Consider the following 17,415-nt stretch of genomic DNA (forward strand, 5'->3'; position numbering starts at 1 on the left):
AGGCCGCCACACCCCCCGAACGGGAATCCCATGAGCATCGAGACTCGACCACGCCTTGCTTCATCCTTCCGCCGTCCCCGTCTCGACGGCGTGCCACTGATCATTCCCATCGCCCTGACCGCCATCGTGATGGTCGCAGGCCTGTTCAACTCCATTCCCAAGAACATGATCGGCGGCCTCGCGGTCATCGTCGGATTGGGAATGCTGCTCGGACCGTTGGGAAATCGGCTCCCGATCATCTCCAAGATCGGCGGCGGCGCCCTCGTCTGCCTGATGACCCCGTCCATCCTGGTCTACTTCGGGGTCTTCAACGACAACACCCTCGACGCCGTGCACTCGCTGATGAAGGAAGCGAACTTCCTCTACTTCGTCATCTGCACCCTGGTGGTCGGCAGCATCCTGGGCATGAGCCGCAAGGTCATGATCGGCGGCCTGGTCAAGATCTTCCCGCCGCTGTTCATCGGCACCGTCGTCGCCGTCTCCGTCGGCATCGGCGTTGCCATGCTCTTCGGCTACGACTTCCACCGCGCATTGTTCTTCATCGTCGTCCCCATCCTCGGCGGCGGAATCGGCGAGGGAGTCATCCCGCTCTCGGCGGCATACGCCTCGGCGATGGGCGGCGAATCGTCCACCTACATCTCGCAGCTCATCCCCGCCGCGATCATTGGCAACATCGTCGCCATTATCAGCGCCGGCGTCCTGCGCCGGATCGGCGACCGCAAACCCCACCTCGACGGCGGCGGGCAGCTGGTCAAGACCGGCGACACCGACGACCTGCTCGCCCCGTCCGACGACTCCGCCGATCGGGAGACGAGCACCTCACCCAACTACGCCATGGGTGTGCTGACGATCTGCAGCCTGTTCGTCCTGGGCACCATGCTCGAACATTTCGTCCACCTGCCGGCACCGGTGCTCGTCATCCTCATCTCGGTGATCTGCAAGCTGTTCAACGTCTTCCCGCAGAGCGTCGAGGACAGCGCCCGCGGCGTCTACAAGATCATCTCCGGATACTTCATCTATCCCGTCATGATCGGTCTCGGCATGCTCTACGTGCCGCTGGCCAATGTCATCGATGTCGTCTCCATCGGATACGTGATCACCTGCACCGCCGTGGTGCTCTCGATGGTGCTGGTCGGGTTCTATGTCGGCAAGGCGATCGGCATGTACCCGGTCGACGCGTCTTTGGTGACCGTCTGCCACAGCGGCCTCGGCGGCACCGGCGACGTCGCGATCCTGTCGGCGTCCAACCGCATGAACCTCATGCCCTTCGCGCAGATTTCCACCCGACTCGGCGGTGTCACCACCGTCATCTCCGCCGCCTCTCTCATCCGGATCCTCGGCTGACTCCCGAGGTCCTCGGTCCACTACCAGCAGGAAAGAAGACAGCCGTGAGGGTTCTGGTTGCTCCCGACAAGTTCAAGGGAAGCCTGTCCGCGTCGCAGGTCGCCGACCGTCTCGCCGAGGGACTGGCGGAGGCGGGCGTCGACAGCGACCGACTTCCGCTCGCCGACGGCGGCGACGGCAGCATCGACGCCGCCTTGGCCGCCGGCTTCACGCCACACCCGGTGACCGTGGCCGGGGCAACAGGAACCCCGCACTACGGCCGGATCGCCGTCCACGACGGCACAGTCGTGGTCGAGGTCGCCGACACCTGCGGCCTGGCCACTCTCCCGGGCGGCCGCCGCGCTCCGCTCGACGCCTCCAGCCTCGGGATGGGGCAAGCCATCGGTCAGGCACTGCGCCACCACCCCACCCGGCTGGTGCTGGCCCTGGGCGGGTCCGCCAGCACCGACGGTGGGATGGGCATGCTCGCCGCGCTGGGATTCACCTTCGCCGACGCCGACGGCCGTCAGCTGCGGGCCTGCGGGCGGACCCTGCACCAGGTCCACACGGTCGACGCCTACCAAACGGTGAACCTGTCCGGCATCGAGATCGTGATCGCCGGAGACGTCACCAACCCGCTGACCGGACCGCACGGTGCCGCCGCCGTCTACGGTCTGCAGAAGGGCGCCACCGAAGCCGACCTGCAGTTCCTCGACGCCGGCCTGCGCACCCTCGTGGAGGCGTTCACCCGCAGCGGCTACCCGCACGCACGGTGTCTGGCGGATGCGGCCGGGGCCGGTGCCGCCGGTGGCCTCGGCTTCGCTGCCCTGCTGCTCGGGGCCCGGATGGTCTCCGGCGCCGAGTTCTTCCTCGAACTGCTCGACTTCGACGGACACCTCCCCAGCGCCGACCTGGTGATCACCGGCGAGGGCAGCATCGACGAGCAGACCGAACACGGCAAACTTCTCACCGTCCTGGCCCGCCGCGCCCACCCGGTCCCGGTGATCGCCGTCGCCGGCCGCAACACGCTCTCCCGGAACCGTTGGGCACCGGCTGGTTTCGAGTACATCCATGCCCTCGGCGACTACACCGACCGCAACACCGCCGCCGACCCGGAGCTGACCGGCAAAATCCTCACCCGCATCGGCAGGCGAATCGGCCGCTCCACCACTGCCGTCGCCGCACCTACCGCCGTATGAGCGACGCCGTGAACGACCCGCGATACCAGCTGCCCTCATCCCGTCCGCTGCCCCGTCCTCACGCACTGCCGCAAGCACGCCCTCGCGGCCGGCGAACCCTACGGAGTCTGGGGTGGGATGACCGCCAAGGAACGCGCCCTGCACCCGGCCACCTCGGCAAGGTCGCCGTTCCACCGGTCGGGTCGACCCGCTGACGCCATCGAAGTGGCCCACCGCCGCTCGTACCCCCACTGTGCACAACGAAGGATCCTTGTGACTCTCACCGACATCCACTCGTCACTCGCTGCCGAGGTCGACTCGGCTTCACTGCTGTCTCCGCGCAGGGCGAAGATCGTCTGCACGCTCGGCCCTGCCACCGCCACCGACGAACGCACCCACGCCCTCGTCGAAACCGGGATGGACATCGCCCGCCTGAATTTCAGCCACGGCGACCACACCGACCACGAGGCCAACTACCGGCGCGTCCGCGCCGCGGCCGGCAGCACCGGCCGGGCCGTGGGAATCCTCGCGGACCTGCAGGGACCGAAGATCCGCCTCGGCCGCTTCGCCGACGGCGCGGCGGTGTGGGCGGCCGGGGAACAGGTCCGGATCACCGTCGAGGAGTGCGAGGGCACCCACGACCGGGTCTCGACCACCTACCGCCAGCTCGCCGAGGACGCGCGGCCCGGTGACCGCCTCCTGGTCGACGACGGCAAGATCGCGCTGACCGTCATCGACGTCGACGACAACGACGTGGTGTGCCGGGTGACCGAGGGCGGCCCGATCAGCAACAACAAGGGCGTGTGCCTGCCCGGAATGAACGTCTCCGTTCCCGCCCTGTCCGACAAGGACATCGACGACCTCGAATTCGCCCTGCGCCTCGGGGTGGACCTGATCGCCCTGTCGTTCGTGCGCGCCCCCACCGACATCGACCGCGTCCACGAGGTGATGGACCGGATCGGCCGGCGGGTGCCGGTGATCGCGAAGATCGAAAAACCCGAGGCCGTCGACGACATCGAGGCGATCGTGCGCGCCTTCGACGCGGTCATGGTCGCGCGCGGCGACCTCGGGGTCGAGGTCCCCCTCGAGCGGGTGCCGTTGATGCAGAAGCGGATCGTGCAGATCGCCCGGGAGAACGCCCGACCGGTGATCGTGGCGACGCAGATGCTCGAGTCGATGATCGACAATTCCCGGCCCACCCGGGCGGAGGCGTCGGACGTGGCCAACGCGGTCCTCGACGGCGCGGACGCGGTGATGCTCTCCGGGGAAACCTCCGTCGGCGCCCACCCGATCGAGACGGTCGCGACGATGGCGCGGATCCTCTCCGCCGTCGAACACGAATCCACCACCGTTCCCGCCCTGACACACATCCCGCGAACCCACGGCGGCGTGATCTCGTTCGCCGCCCGCGACATCGGCGAGCGGCTGAACGCCACCGCGCTCGTGGCGTTCACCCAGTCCGGGGACACCGTGCGACGTCTCGCCCGGCTCCACACCCCGCTACCGCTGCTGGCGTTCACCCCGGTACCCCAGGTGCGCCACGAACTCGCCCTCACCTGGGGCACCGAAACCTTCCTCGTCGACCCGGTCGAATCGACCGACGAAATGATCCGCCAGGTCGACACCGCCCTCCTCCGACTGGGCCGCTACCGGCGCGGCGACCTCGTCGTCATCGTCGCCGGCTCACCCCCGCACACCGTCGGATCCACCAACCTCATCCACGTCCACCGGATCGGCGAAGACGACCTCATGAACTGACACGACCGTGCTATCCGTCACATTCCGTTCCCAGGCCCGCACACCCGACGCGGTGACGCCTCACGCCACATGTGCGTCGCGCAGATTCGCTGCCTCCTCCAGGAGGTCGGGGTCAGCGGTCCGTTCGTGGACCACGCCGAGTTCGGCGAGGATCGCGGCCCGGACCTGTTCGAGGGTGACGTCCGGGTTCAGGTCCGTCAGGGACGCCGCCGTGCCGGGGTCGAACTCCAGCTCGAGGGCGGCATTGACATCGGTGAGCACCGCCCGCACGGGGTCGGGATCGGACACCACCAGTTCGAAACCGAAGAGCCACGCCCCGGCGACTATTCGCTGCGCGGTTCCTGCCAGCTTGACGCGGCCTGCGCCGTTCACCGTCCAATCACCGGGGCAATACTCACCAGGCACCGGTCCGATGCGCGCATCGACACCGAGCTTCCTCAGCACCGCGACGAGCCTCGGGGTGATGCGCTGGAAGCGCGGGCGGGCCCCGACCATGCCCTCGGCGTCCCGGGAGATCATCTCCACGACGAGGCTCTGCTCGTGGTAGGCCGCCGCCCGACCTCCGGCGCCGCGGACGACGGGGGTGAATCCGTGTTGCCGCGCCACCGCGGTGGCGGCCGGAAACTGCGCTCGAACAGCGTCCAGCCGCCCGAACGACAGCGTTCGCGCGGGACTGTAGATGCGCACCAGCGCAGGGGCATTCGGCTCTCGCGCGGTGCGACGCAGAAGTGCCGTGGCGAGCGCCGCGTCCATCACGGGATCGTCCGGAAAGTGCGTGGTCAGCAACTGCCTGATCGTCATACCGTTCCCGTCACTCCGTTCCGCAACACACTGCCACGACGTCATTGCCGCAACCGGCACGTCACTCCAGTGTCGCCGAGCGGGACGACACGAGCACCCGCTTCGCCGCGCAGCTGCGCGCGACCCCCGGCGCGGGCGGAATGGCCGGGCCGGGAGTCGCGTCGCCCCGCCCGGCAGAACGGACCGCGGGAAATGGTGCTGCCGTGTGCGGATTTACGCCCCTACGGCGGTTCGCGCAACCTCCTCGATACCTGCGGCGTCGAGCTTGTAGTGCCGGTACAGGTGGGTCGGCGGTCCGATCAGCGCGTATTCGTCCTTCACACCGTGCCGGACGACACGTGTGCCGTACCCGTGCTCGGCGACGACCTCCGCGACCGCGCCCCCGAGACCACCGATGACATTGTGTTCCTCCACGGTCAGGACGATGCGGGACCGCTGCGCGGCGCGGGCGACGGCTTCGGTGTCGAGGGGCTTGACGGTGTGCATGTCGACGACACCCGTGGCGATGCCACCGGCGTTCAGTGCCCGCGCCGCCGCGAGCGCGGGATGCACCATCGACCCCGTGGCGATGATTGTCAGGTCGGTGCCGGCGCCGTGTTCGATGGCGGTGCCGATGGTGAAGGGGTGAGTGCCGTCGGCGTAGACGTCCGGGTCCTGACCACGGCCGATCCGGAAATAGATCGGTGCGGGATGATCGACGGCGGCACGGAGCGCGGACCCGAGCTGAGCGGTGTCGGCGGGGGCGATGACCGTGAGCCCGGGGATGCTGCGGGTGATGGCGAGGTCCTCGGTGGCGTGGTGCGAGGTGCCGTAGAAGCCGAGCGTGATGCCGGCGTGATGGCCGATGAGCCGGACCGGCTGCTTGGTGTACGCGATGTCGGTGCGGATCTGCTCGCAGGCCAGGTAGGCCATGAACGACGCGAAGGTGGCGACGTACGGCTGGAGCCCCGTGGTGGCGAGTCCCGCTGCGGTGGAGACCATGTGCTGTTCGGAGATGCCGAACTGAACGTATCGGTCGGGGTGACGCTCCTGGAACGCGACCAGACCGTTCGAATACTTGAGATCGGCGGTTCCGGCGACGATGGGATGCCCCTCGTCGACCAGATCGGCCAATGTGTCGGCGAGTATGTGGAAGCCGGGGGCCCGCTCGATCAGGGTAAGCAGGTGCCAGGACTCGGCCTGCAGGCCGGGTGCGACGCTCATCGGTTGTTCCTCAGTTCTTCGATCGCGTTGATTTCGTCTTGTTCTGCCAGCCAGCCGAGATGCCAGCCGAATTCGGATTCCATGTAGGAGATGCCCTTGCCCTTGACGGTGTTCGCGATGATCACGGCCGGGCGTGTTCGTTCGGGGTCCTCGACGATCGCGCGGAAGGTCGCGAGCAGTGCGCGGACGTCGTGTCCGTCGACCTCGTGCGCGTCCCATCCGAAGGCGCGCCATTTGTCGCCGAGCGGCTCGATGTTGGTCACGGTGTCGATGCGGCCGTCGAGGGAGTGGTCGTTGCGGTCGACGATCGCGATCAGGTTCGAGACGTCGTGGTGGGCCGCACTGAGCGCGGCTTCCCAGATCTGACCTTCGTGCAGTTCGCCGTCGCCGAGGAGGACGAAGACGTTGGAGGGGCGGCCCTGCAGGCGGGTGCCGAGAGCGATTCCGGTGCCGGTCGACAGGGCGTGCCCGAGCGATCCGCTGCTGAAATCGATGCCGGGGATCCGGGTCATGTCGGGGTGGTCGCCGAAGGCGTTGCCGAGGCGGGTGTACTCGTCGAGCTCGGCCGGGTCGAAGAACCCCCAATCCGCCAGGAGCGGATAGAGCGTCGCCGCGGCGTGGCCCTTGCCGAACAGGAAGCGGTCTCGGTCGGGCCAATCCGGCTCACCCTTCCGAAGCCGCATGACGCCGTAGTACAGGGTCGCGAGGATCTCGGCACAGGAGAAGCCGGAGGCGTAATGGCCGGTCTTGGCGATGGAGATGAGGCGGACCGTTTCGAGGCGTGCGAACAGCGCGCGTTCGGAGATCAGGTCGACGAGGTCGTCGTCGTGGTCGGTGACCGGTGGGGTTGGTGTCAGCATGGACGAAAAGTACCAACTGTCGGACGCCTTGTCCATAGAGCAGTAAAACTATTTGATGGACTGTTTGTCCGCTGAGCGATAATCTGAACGCATGGCAAATGACGGAAGTTTGATGTTGGTACGCAAGGTCTCGGAGTTGCTCGACTTCCTGGCCAAGGGGGAGGCAACTGCCACCGAAATCGCGGAAGCGATCAACGAGCCGCGCAGCTCGATGTATCGCCTGCTGGCGAGCCTGCAGGAGGAAGACCTCGTGGAGGCGGGATCGCGGCGCGGCAAGTTCCGCCTCGGATTCAAGCTGGTGTCGCTCGGCTCGGCGGTGGTCGAACGGTTCGACGAACGCCAATTCGCACAGCCGGTCATGGAACGCCTGCACGCACTCACCGGCGAGACGGTGTTCCTCTGCGTCCCCCGCGGTGACCAGGCAGTGTGCATCGAACGCCTCGACGGCAAACGCGTGCAGTCGCTGGCCCTGCGCCTGGGCGGGTCCCTGCCCATGCATACCGGCGCCGCCTCCCGCGCCATCCTGGCCTTCCGGGACGAAAGCGAGTGGGAGGCCTACATCGCCCGCAACACCCCACTGACACGGCTGACCCCCTCCACCCCCGCCGAGCCGTCCGAACTGCGTGCACTGCTGCGGCGCACCCGCGAAGAGGGGATCGCGATCAGCGACCAGGACGTGACGGTCGGCGTGGCGGCGATCGGCGTCCCGATCATCGACTACCAGGGCCGGGTCCGGGCGGCACTGTCGATCAGCGGCGTCCGTGAATCCATCCTCGGAGCCGACGGCGACCGCTGGAAGGCGGAGGTGATCAGCGGTGGACAGGAGATTTCTCGTGCCCTCGGCGTGGATCTCGCCGGCCGGAAGGTCGCGAACTTCGGGTAACGCCGCGCCCTACTCGCGCCTCCCCGCTTAGTTTGTCTCGCCTACTAGACATGTCGTCCGTGAAGTGAGACAGTGGTGAGCACCACAGTCCGTGGTACGACTCACCAGCAGGAAGGCAAGGACATGAGCGGCGAGCTCCACGACCGCGTGGTCGTGATCACCGGTGCAGGGGGCGGCATCGGCGGGGCCTGTGTTCGACACGTGCTCGCGGCGGGGGCCAAGGTGGTCGGCGCCGATCTCGACGTCACCACCTCGGACCTGCCCCACGATTCCGAGCACCTACGCCTGACGCAGGTCGACCTCCTCGATCCGTCCGGCGCGCAGACGATGATCGACTTCGCGCTCCACGAGTTCGGACGCGTCGACGTCCTGGTCAACAACGCCGGCGTCGCGCCGGTACGCGACAGCTTCCTGACGACATCCGACGAAGACTGGGCCCTCACGCTGGACCTCAACCTGATGGGCTACGTCCGGGCGTCCCGTGCCGCGATCACAGCGATGCGCCGGCACGGCGACGGCGCCCTCGTCCACATCGCATCGGAAGCGGCCCGGATGCCCAATCCCCGGTTGCCCGACTACAGCGTCTCCAAAGCTGCAATTCTGATGCTCTCGAAAGTCCTCGCCGCGGAGTTCACCCCCGACGGCATCCGGTCGAACGTCGTGTCGCCGGCGTTCATCCGATCTCCGATCTACGACCGGCCCGGCGGTATCGCCGATTCACTGGCGGCCGAGTTCGGCGTCGACAAAGAGACTGCGCTCGCCAAATACGTTGAATTGAACAAGATCCCGGTGGGCCGGCTGGGAACCGTGGACGAGGTGGCGGGAATCGTCGTCTATCTCGCGTCCACCCGCGCAAGTTTCGTGTCGGGGGCGAATTTCTGCATCGACGGCGGCGTCACGCCCGTCGTCTGACCGATCCAGACCAGCAAGAAGGAACAGCCTGATGTCAGTTCACGATAGAACCTGCCCGCGTGCGAAAACGCCGTCGAAGATAGTCGCTGCAGTGGGCACCGCGCTGATCGCGGCCGGCACCATGACAGCGTGCACGTCCGGCGCGGGTGCCGGAGACGACGGCAAGACCACGATCGGCGTCACCCTCAACGCGGCGTCGAACCCCTTCTTCCTCGCGGAAGGCCAGGCGATCGAAGCGGCCGCCACCGAGAAGAGCGTGGAAGTGTCCGTTCAGTATGCCAATGCCGACGTCGCCGTGCAAAGCGACCAGATCGATACGTTCATCCGGCAGAAGGTCGACTCGATCATCGTCGACGCCGTCGATTCCGACGGCATCGGTCCCGCCTTGCTCCGGGCGACGCAGGCGAACATCCCCGTCGTCGCCGTCGATGTCACTGCGGTCGGTGCCGACGCGACCGTGACCAGCGACAACGTCCAGGCCGGCCGCGAAGCGTGCACGTATCTCGTCGAGCAACTCGGCGGCTCCGGCAAGGTGGCCATCGTCGACGGGGCCGCGGTATCGGCGATCGCGGACCGCATGCAGGGATGCCGGGAAGCGTTCGACGCCCACCCGGGCATCGAGGTCGTCGCTACTCAGCGCGCAGATCTCACCCGTGACAAGGCCATGAACGTCGCGAGCACCATCCTCACCGCGAACCCCGACGTGGACGGCTTCTTCGGCGTCAACGATCCCACCGCGATCGGAATCTCCCTCGCTGCACAGCAGAAGGGCACCGACGTGAAGGTCGTCGGAGTGGACGGCGCGAAACAACTGACCGACCTCCTCGGCAAGAGTTCCATCATCGCCACCTCGGGGCAGGACCCCGCCCAGCTCGGCCGCTCGGGACTCGACACCGCTGTTCGTCTCGCCGCCGGCGAGAAGGTCGACAGCGCACCGACATTGATTCCCACCGTCCTCGTCACCGCGGACACCATCACCGCCTACAAGACCTGGGGATGAACCATGGGTACGCTCACGAAGGTCCCCGCCGCGCGACTCGAAGGGATCACGAAGTCCTTCAACGGCAACTCTGTCCTGCGCGGGGTGTCATTGTCCTTGCAGTCCGGATCGGTGTCCGTCCTCGCCGGTGAGAACGGTGCAGGCAAATCGACCCTGATCAAGGTGCTGACCGGAATTCACCAACCGGACTCGGGAACGATCCACGTCGCCGGCAACCCAGCGCACTTCACCGGCCCCGGCGACGCACGCGCACACGGACTCACGGTCATCCATCAAGAGCTGAGCGTGGTTCCCGAACTCACCGTCGCCGAGAACATGGTGCTCGGCCGGGAGCCGCGGCGGCGCCTGGGTCGATTGGACCGCGGTGCCGCCCGCCGACTCGCGGTCGCCGCCCTGGCCCGGGTGGGGTCGACCATCCGTCCCGAAACCTATGTGGCCGAACTCAGTACGGGGCAGCAACAGTTGGTCGAGATCGCCCGCGCCCTGTCCGAAGAGCCACGGATCCTCGTTCTCGACGAGCCGACTGCCGCACTCTCTCAAGACGAGGCCGACAACCTGCTCCGCCTGGTCGCCGAACTCAAGGCGCACGGTCTGGCCATGTTGTACATCAGTCACCGGATGGCGGAAATCGACCGCATCGCCGATCACGTCACCGTCCTCCGCGACGGTGTCGTCGCCGACACGATGGCCCGAGCGGAGATGACCCCGGACCGGATCGTCACCTCGATGGTGGGCAGGCCGGTCGAGGCGATGTATCAGCACCGGCGACCCACGGCACGCACCGACGTCCGACTCCAGGTCAGCGACCTCTCCTCCGACCGAGTGCAACCCTGCTCCCTCGAGGTCCGCGCGGGAGAGGTCGTCGGATTGGCCGGCATCGTCGGCGCCGGCCGAAGCGAACTGTGCCGCCTGGTAGCAGGCGTCGACAAAGCCGCGGCCGGCCGGGTCGAGGTCGGCGACCAACACGTCGACCTCGGCAACCCCCGCTCGACCGCGGCAGCCGGGATCGTGATGCTCCCGGAGAGCCGTAAGGAACAGGGCCTGTTCCTCGACATGTCGATCGCCGACAACGTCTGCCTCGGTACGGCGTTCGGCCGCCACCGCTTCGGCCGGACCTCGCCGGCAGCATTGGAACGCGCGGCCACTCGGTACACCGAGCAGATGCGCGTCAAAACCACCGGCGTCGACCAGCGCGTCGGGGACCTCTCCGGCGGCAATCAGCAGAAGGTCCTGCTCGCACGCTGTCTGGCCAAGCAACCGTCGGTACTCATCCTCGACGAACCCACCCGCGGCGTCGACATCGGAGCCAAGGCCGACATCTACGCGCTCATCAACGAGGTCGCATCGAAAGGCGTTGCAATACTGTTGATCTCCTCTGAACTTCCGGAGGTCATCGGACTCTCCGACCGCATCCTCGTCATGCGCGAAGGCGGGATCGTCGCCGAGCTCTCCGGCGACTCCATGACCGAGGAAGACATCATCCGGCACGCCACCGGAAGCGCGACTGCCCCTCCATCGCTCACCGAGGTAATCTCATGACCACCCGACTTCCCTCCCCCACCCTGCCGGCGGCGCCGCACCGCTCCCCGCGGTCGAACGGCATCCGACACCACGTCACCGCACTCGCCGATCGGCTCGGCGTGGCGCTCGCACTCATCGTGCTGATCGCCGTGTTCTCCGCGGTCGCACCGTATTTCCTGTCGGTCGACAACCTTTTCGACGTCGCCCGGCAGATCTCCGTGACCGCCATACTCGGTGCGGGACTGACCTTCGTCATCATGACCGGAGGCATCGACCTGTCCGTCGGTTCGGCGGTCGGCGTGACCGCGTTCGTCGCCGTCGCCCTCTCCATCAACGGCGCCCCCGCCCCGGTCGCCCTGCTCGGTGCGCTGGCCGCCGGCCTGGTCATCGGCTTGATCAACGGTGTGTTGGTGGCCGGACTCGGGCTGGCGTCGTTCATCGTCACCCTTGCCGCGCTGACGTACCTGCGCGGAGTGACGTACGTCGGTACCGACGGCAAGACCCTGTTCTCGACGGACCTCGGCTACGCCGTCCTCGGCCACGGCTCGATTCTCGGTGTGCCGATTCCGGTGCTCGTCATGGCCGCGGTCTTCGCGGGCGGGTGGTATCTGCTCAATCGCACCGTCTTCGGACGCTGGGTTCGCGCAGTCGGCGGCAACGCCGAAGCCGCACGGCTGGCCGGGATCCCGGTCCGGCGGGTGCTCACCACCGTGTACGTGATCTCCGGCATCTGCGCCGCCGTGGGCGGAATCATCGCGTCGGCCCGTCTGCAGAGCGCGGTGCCGGACCTCGGCGCCGGATACGAATTGTCGGCGATCGCCGCCGTGGTCCTCGGCGGAACGTCACTGATGGGTGGGCGAGGCTCACTGATCGGCACCTTGGTGGGTGCGGCGATCATCGGCGTCCTCGTCAACGGTATGACGCTGCTCGACGTCTCGACGTTCTACCAGCAGATCATCCAGGGCGCGGTCATCGTGCTCGCGGTGGCGCTGGACCGGCTGCGCATCAAGTCCTCGGGGACGCAGCATGCTTGACACACGATCAAAGGAAACCATGACGTACGAAACCATGAAACCCGATGCCGCACTGGCAAAGGTGCCCACCGATCTGTTCATCGGAGGCAGGTGGGTATCACCCGGAACGGGACAAACCATTGCGGTGGAGAACCCCGCCACCGGCGATGTGATCGCCGAGATCGCCGACGGCGGGCTCGCCGACATGGCCGCCGCTCTCGACGCCGCCGCGGCCGCCCAACGGGACTGGGCGCGCACCGCTCCCCGGGTGCGCTCGGACATCCTGCGCCGCGCCTACACGCTCATGCTCGAGCGGTCCGACCATCTCGCCACCCTGACCACGCTCGAGATGGGCAAGCCGTACGCTCAGGCCCGGGCCGAGGTGACGTACGCAGCCGAATACCTGCGCTGGTACTCCGAGGAAGCTGTGCGCATCAGCGGCCGCTACACCGTCACCGAGTCGGGGGTCGGCCGGATCGTCACGATGGCCCAGCCCGTCGGTCCGTGCCTGTTCGTCACACCGTGGAACTTCCCCCTCGCGATGGGCACCCGCAAGATCGGCCCCGCGCTGGCGGCGGGCTGCACCTGCATCGTCAAACCCGCGAAGCAGACTCCGCTGAGCATGCTCGCGACGGCGTCGATCCTCGAGGAAGCCGGTGTTCCCGCCGGAGTGGTCAACATCGTGCCCAGCAGTGATTCCACCCGAATCGTGGCCGCGGCAATGAATGATCCACGGCTGCGGAAGATTTCGTTCACCGGCTCGACCGAGGTAGGACAGTCACTGGTCCGGCAGTCGGCCGACCAATTGCTGCGCGTGTCGCTCGAACTCGGCGGCAACGCCCCGTTCATCGTCTTCGACGACGCCGACGTCGGCCCGGCAGTGGACGCCGCGATACAGGCGAAACTGCGCAACAACGGGGAAGCCTGCACCAGCGCCAACCGCCTGTACGTCCATTCCTCGATCGCCGCCGAGTTCGCTGCCGAACTCGCCGAGCGCTTCTCCGCGCTGACCATCGGCCCCGGCATGGACCCCGGCACCGACATCGGCCCGCTCATCGACGACAAGCAGCGACGCCAGGTGCAGAGGCTGGTCGACGACGCCGTCGCCAAGGGCGCACGCGTCGCGACGGGCGGGCACGCCCTCGACCGTCCGGGCTGCTTCTTCGCGCCCACCGTCCTCACCGATGTGCCCGATGACGCGCTCCTGATCCAGGACGAGATCTTCGGGCCCGTCGCGCCGATCATCTCCTTCGACGACGAAACCGCGGTCCTCGAATCCGCCAACTCGAGCAGGTACGGGCTGGCCGCCTACGTGTTCACGCGCGATCTGGACCGCGCGATCCGAGTCGCCGAACAACTCGACAGCGGAATGGTCGCGATCAACCAGGGAACGGTGTCGAACCCGGCAGCACCCTTCGGCGGTGTCAAACATTCCGGCTACGGGCGGGAAGGCGGCCCGGAAGGCCTCGACGAATACCTCGAGACGAAGTACGTCGCACTGGGCGCGGGCACCGCACCCACGAGCATCGGAGGCAGGGCATGAGCGCCGGAAAGACTCTGGTCGTCGGCGCCCACGGGGTGATCGGCAGCGCAGTGGTGCGGACGCTGACCGACGAGGGCAGGGACGTGGTCACGGTGGCACGCCGCGGCCCGGTCGAGCTGCCGGGCGGGACGACAGTCGCCGACCACATCCAGGTCGATCTCCTCGACGGCGCGGCCACCTCGGCTGCGTTCGCCGGCCGTGCCGACATCGACACGATCGTCTACACGGCATACACCGAACGTGAGTCGATGGCGGCGACCGTCGCACCGAACCTCGCGATGCTTCGGCACGTGCTCGCGGCGGTCGGCGGGTCACCCTCCACCCTCCGGCACGTCGTCCTGATCGGCGGTGGAAAGTCGTACGGCGAGCACCTCGGCTACTACAAGACCCCGGCCAAGGAAACCGACCCCCGCCACCTCGGTCCCATCTTCTACAACGACCAGGAGGACCTGCTCTTCGCCGACGCCCAGCAGCACGGGTACACCTGGACCGTCCTCCGCCCGGATGCAGTGCTGGGTGTGAGCATCGGATCACCGATGAACATGCTGACCGGTGTCGGCGTCTACGCAACCCTGTGCCGGCATCAACGTCTGCCGCTGCGCTTCCCCGGCACCCCGAAGGCCTGGACGGCGCTACACCAGGCGACGGACAGTGCCGTCGTGGGCGCCGCGGTGCACTGGGCGCTCGAGGCCGAGACGGCACGCGGAGAGACGTTCAACGTCACCAACGGCGACAACTTCCGCTGGCAGCATCTGTGGCCGGACATCGCCGGCTTCTTCGGCATGGACGTCGCGCCGATACAGCCGATGACGCTCGCCGAGCAGATGGCGGACAAATCTGCACTCTGGGACGACGTCGTCGCCCGGCACCAGCTACGCCCGCTCCCGCTGTCCGCGGTGGCAGCCTGGCCGTTCGTCGACGGATGGTTCGCCATGGAGTCCGACATGGTGCAGAGCACCATCAAGATCCGCCGGGCCGGCTTCACCGCGTGCATCGACACCCACGAGAGCTTCGTCGCCAACCTCGAGCAACTCCAGCGGCTTCGCCTGATTCCGTAATCCCTTTACACTTTCGACAGGACTACATCATGACCACCACATTCAGTGACACCGACCTTCGAACCGACGCACAGGCGTGGCTCGACGGATTCTCCCGGTTCCTCACCGCCGAACTCGCGCCCACGGCTGTCTTCGCCCCGCAGTCCTACTGGCGCGACGTGCTCGCGTTCACCGGGGATCTGCGCACGTTCAACGACGAGATTCCCGCGGAGTTGCTCCGCCGCCAGGAACTCGCGAAGGCGACGAACATCCGGATCGCCGAAGACCGGACTCCTCCCCGTCTGGTGGAGCGGGCGGGTATCCCCTGCCTGGAGGTCATCTTCGAGTTCGACACCCTCGCCGGGTCCGGGGTCGGGGTTGCGCGGCTGGTCGACGTGCCGGACCGCGGTCTGCTCGTGCGCTCCCTCTTCACCACACTCGACCAGCTTGCCGACCACCCCGAACGCACCGGCGAGCACCGCCCCGTCGGGCAGGCGGACTCGTCCAAGTTCGGTGGCCCCAACTGGCTGGACCGCCGCGTCGCCGCGCAAGCCTACGAGAACCGCGACCCCGACGTGCTGATCGTCGGCGGTGGGCAGTCGGGACTGACCCTCGCAGCCCGGCTCGGGCAGCTCGACGTCGACGCCCTGGTCGTGGACACCCATGTGCGGCCCGGCGACAACTGGCGCACCCGATACCACGCCCTGACCCTGCACAACGCGGTGTGGCTCAACGACCTTCCGTACATGCCCTTCCCCGCAACCTGGCCGCAGTTCGTTCCCAAGGACAAGCTTGCCGGATGGTTCGAGGCGTACGTCGAGGCCATGGAGATCAACTTCTGGGGTGCCACCGCCTTCGTCGGCGGAGACTACGACGAACAGTCCCGATCCTGGGTTGCGCGAGTTCGTCGCGGCGACGGCACCATTCGCACCCTGCGCCCCAAGCACGTCGTGATCGCGACCGGTGTCAGCGGCATCCCGTACGTCCCGGAGCTACCCGGACTTTCCCAGTTCGCGGGTCGCACGCTGCACTCGAGCGACTACGACGACGCCGGCGAATTCGCGGGTCAGCGAGTCGTCATCATCGGAACCGGGAACAGTGCCCACGACGTCGCCCAGGACCTGCATGCTCACGGTGTCGACGTGACGATGGTGCAGCGCAGTTCGACCACCATCGTGAGCGTCGACCCCTCGGCCGCGGCGGCGGACGCGTCGTACCTGACTGCACCGACCCTCGAGGACTGCGACCTCCTCTCGATGGCAACGGTCTATCCCGACCTCTACACGGGCAGCCAGATGATCACCGCAACGATGAAGGAACTCGACAAGGATCTCGTCGCCGCCCTCAATCGCATCGGTTTCCGAACCGACTACGGCGAAGAGGACACCGGCCAGCAGATGAAGTTCATGCGCCGTGGTGGCGGCTACTACCTCAACGTCGGCTGTTCGGATCTGCTGATCTCCGGGCAGGTCGGGCTGGTCCAGTACGCCGACACGGCCGGGTTCGTCGCCGACGGTCTGAGTCTGACCAACGGCGACGTCGTCGAGGCCGACGCCGTCATCCTGGCGACCGGATACCAGACCCAGCAAGAGGGTGTACGCGCGCTGCTGGGCGACGAGATCGCCGACGCGGTCGGCCCCATCTGGGGATACGACGACGAGGGCGAGGTCCGCAACACGTGGAAGCGGACCGCACAACCCGGACTGTGGTTCTCCTCCGGCAACTTCCAGCTCTGCCGGATCTACTCCAAGGTCCTGGCCATGCAGATCCGCACCGACCTCGACAACGGCTGAATCCGACCGGCCCGGGCGCCGGTTTCGCGGATATCCCCGCGGCCGCTCCCTCCGGAGCCCTACCCTGGACACGCCGAATGCACTCCCCTGGATGCCTGCGCGCCGTGTGCGGGGCCAGCGCGCCGAGAGGTCGTCACGATGCTCCTCAGATCGAGTGTGGTCGTCTTGTCCTGTGCCGTAGCCGCGGTACTGGCCGCTTCCCCCGCCCAGGCGACGCCGTCTTCGGGTGTGACCGCGCAGATCCTGTTCGAGACCACGGTTCCGGCGGTCGCGGGCAGCTCGGCGGGCACGGATCTCACGTTGCGGCGCATCGAGATCGCCCCCGGCGGCACGACGGGATGGCACTACCACGACGGTCCGGTGTATGCGTTCGTCGAATCCGGTGTGCTGTCCCGCACCCTGCAGGACTGCACGAAAGCGGTGACGACGGCCGGTCAGGCGATCACCGAGGACCACGGAAGCGATCACGTCCACGAGGGCTCGAATCTGGGGACCGAACCGCTGGTGCTGCTCGCGTTCTACACCGAACCGGAGGGCAAGCCCCTGTCCGAGGACGCGCCGGCGCCCGCCTGCTGACAGGTCACCGTGCC

15 protein-coding genes and 1 pseudogene are annotated in these 17,415 nt (G+C 67.4%); 13 read left to right on the plus strand and 3 right to left on the minus strand.

What is annotated here, in order from left to right:
* The first annotated feature begins 30 nt into the window (after positions 1–30).
* From DTA22_RS04310 to pyk, 4 genes and pseudogenes are all read left to right on the plus strand, one after another.
* Complete coding sequence (locus tag DTA22_RS04310; RefSeq protein ID WP_112298581.1) at positions 31–1,344, plus strand: 2-hydroxycarboxylate transporter family protein; 1,314 nt, start codon at positions 31–33, stop codon at positions 1,342–1,344.
* A 44-nt stretch (positions 1,345–1,388) separates the two neighbouring features.
* Positions 1,389–2,522 carry a glycerate kinase gene (locus DTA22_RS04315; protein WP_112298582.1) on the plus strand — a complete coding sequence of 378 codons (1,134 nt, stop codon included), beginning with the start codon at positions 1,389–1,391 and terminating at the stop codon, positions 2,520–2,522.
* A gap of 57 nt (positions 2,523–2,579) precedes the next feature.
* Positions 2,580–2,648: pseudogene (locus DTA22_RS37115) on the plus strand (WhiB family transcriptional regulator); the annotation flags it as partial.
* Between the two features lie 141 nt (positions 2,649–2,789).
* On the plus strand, positions 2,790–4,259 hold the full coding sequence (pyk, locus tag DTA22_RS04320; protein ID WP_174233755.1) for a pyruvate kinase: 1,470 nt from the start codon (positions 2,790–2,792) through the stop codon (positions 4,257–4,259).
* Positions 4,260–4,319: 60 nt separating this feature from the next.
* Here the strand turns inward: pyk and DTA22_RS04325 are convergent, their stop codons facing one another.
* From DTA22_RS04325 to DTA22_RS04335, 3 genes are all read right to left on the minus strand, one after another.
* Positions 4,320–5,060 carry a lipoate--protein ligase family protein gene (locus DTA22_RS04325; protein ID WP_112298584.1) on the minus strand — a complete coding sequence of 247 codons (741 nt, stop codon included), beginning with the start codon at positions 5,058–5,060 and terminating at the stop codon, positions 4,320–4,322.
* 213 nt (positions 5,061–5,273) lie between these two features.
* Positions 5,274–6,263 carry a transketolase family protein gene (locus tag DTA22_RS04330; RefSeq protein ID WP_112298585.1) on the minus strand — a complete coding sequence of 330 codons (990 nt, stop codon included), beginning with the start codon at positions 6,261–6,263 and terminating at the stop codon, positions 5,274–5,276.
* Positions 6,260–7,123 carry a transketolase gene (locus DTA22_RS04335; RefSeq protein ID WP_052032992.1) on the minus strand — a complete coding sequence of 288 codons (864 nt, stop codon included), beginning with the start codon at positions 7,121–7,123 and terminating at the stop codon, positions 6,260–6,262. The genes DTA22_RS04330 and DTA22_RS04335 overlap by 4 nt, the downstream gene beginning before the upstream one ends.
* A gap of 91 nt (positions 7,124–7,214) precedes the next feature.
* Between DTA22_RS04335 and DTA22_RS04340 the strand changes: the two genes are divergently transcribed.
* The 9 genes from DTA22_RS04340 (at position 7,215) to DTA22_RS04380 (ending at position 17,401) form a co-directional block, all read left to right on the plus strand.
* Positions 7,215–8,006: an IclR family transcriptional regulator gene (locus tag DTA22_RS04340; RefSeq protein ID WP_037229560.1), complete on the plus strand. Its 792-nt coding sequence runs from the start codon at positions 7,215–7,217 to the stop codon at positions 8,004–8,006.
* 75 nt (positions 8,007–8,081) lie between these two features.
* Entirely contained in the window at positions 8,082–8,918 is an 837-nt protein-coding gene (locus tag DTA22_RS04345; RefSeq protein ID WP_235214714.1) for an SDR family NAD(P)-dependent oxidoreductase, read from the plus strand.
* Positions 8,919–9,009: 91 nt separating this feature from the next.
* Complete coding sequence (locus DTA22_RS04350) at positions 9,010–9,918, plus strand: substrate-binding domain-containing protein (RefSeq protein WP_245973474.1); 909 nt, start codon at positions 9,010–9,012, stop codon at positions 9,916–9,918.
* Positions 9,919–9,921: 3 nt separating this feature from the next.
* The gene (locus DTA22_RS04355) at positions 9,922–11,457 is read left to right on the plus strand and encodes a sugar ABC transporter ATP-binding protein (protein ID WP_112298587.1); all 1,536 of its coding nucleotides are present in this window, start codon (positions 9,922–9,924) and stop codon (positions 11,455–11,457) included.
* Positions 11,454–12,473 (plus strand): ABC transporter permease, encoded by a 1,020-nt coding sequence (locus DTA22_RS04360; protein WP_112298588.1) that lies wholly within the window; start codon positions 11,454–11,456, stop codon positions 12,471–12,473. Before DTA22_RS04355 ends, DTA22_RS04360 begins: the two co-directional genes overlap by 4 nt.
* A 19-nt stretch (positions 12,474–12,492) precedes the next feature.
* Positions 12,493–13,995 carry an NAD-dependent succinate-semialdehyde dehydrogenase gene (locus DTA22_RS04365; RefSeq protein ID WP_112298589.1) on the plus strand — a complete coding sequence of 501 codons (1,503 nt, stop codon included), beginning with the start codon at positions 12,493–12,495 and terminating at the stop codon, positions 13,993–13,995.
* On the plus strand, positions 13,992–15,053 hold the full coding sequence (locus DTA22_RS04370; protein WP_037229553.1) for an SDR family oxidoreductase: 1,062 nt from the start codon (positions 13,992–13,994) through the stop codon (positions 15,051–15,053). Before DTA22_RS04365 ends, DTA22_RS04370 begins: the two co-directional genes overlap by 4 nt.
* A gap of 29 nt (positions 15,054–15,082) precedes the next feature.
* Positions 15,083–16,825: a flavin-containing monooxygenase gene (locus tag DTA22_RS04375; RefSeq protein WP_112298590.1), complete on the plus strand. Its 1,743-nt coding sequence runs from the start codon at positions 15,083–15,085 to the stop codon at positions 16,823–16,825.
* Between the two features lie 138 nt (positions 16,826–16,963).
* Positions 16,964–17,401, plus strand: a complete 438-nt coding sequence (locus DTA22_RS04380) for a cupin domain-containing protein (protein WP_112298591.1) — start codon at positions 16,964–16,966, stop codon at positions 17,399–17,401.
* Positions 17,402–17,415: the final 14 nt, after the last annotated feature.

The sequence above is a fragment of the Rhodococcus wratislaviensis genome (assembly GCF_900455735.1).
GTDB lineage: Bacteria > Actinomycetota > Actinomycetes > Mycobacteriales > Mycobacteriaceae > Rhodococcus_F > Rhodococcus_F wratislaviensis.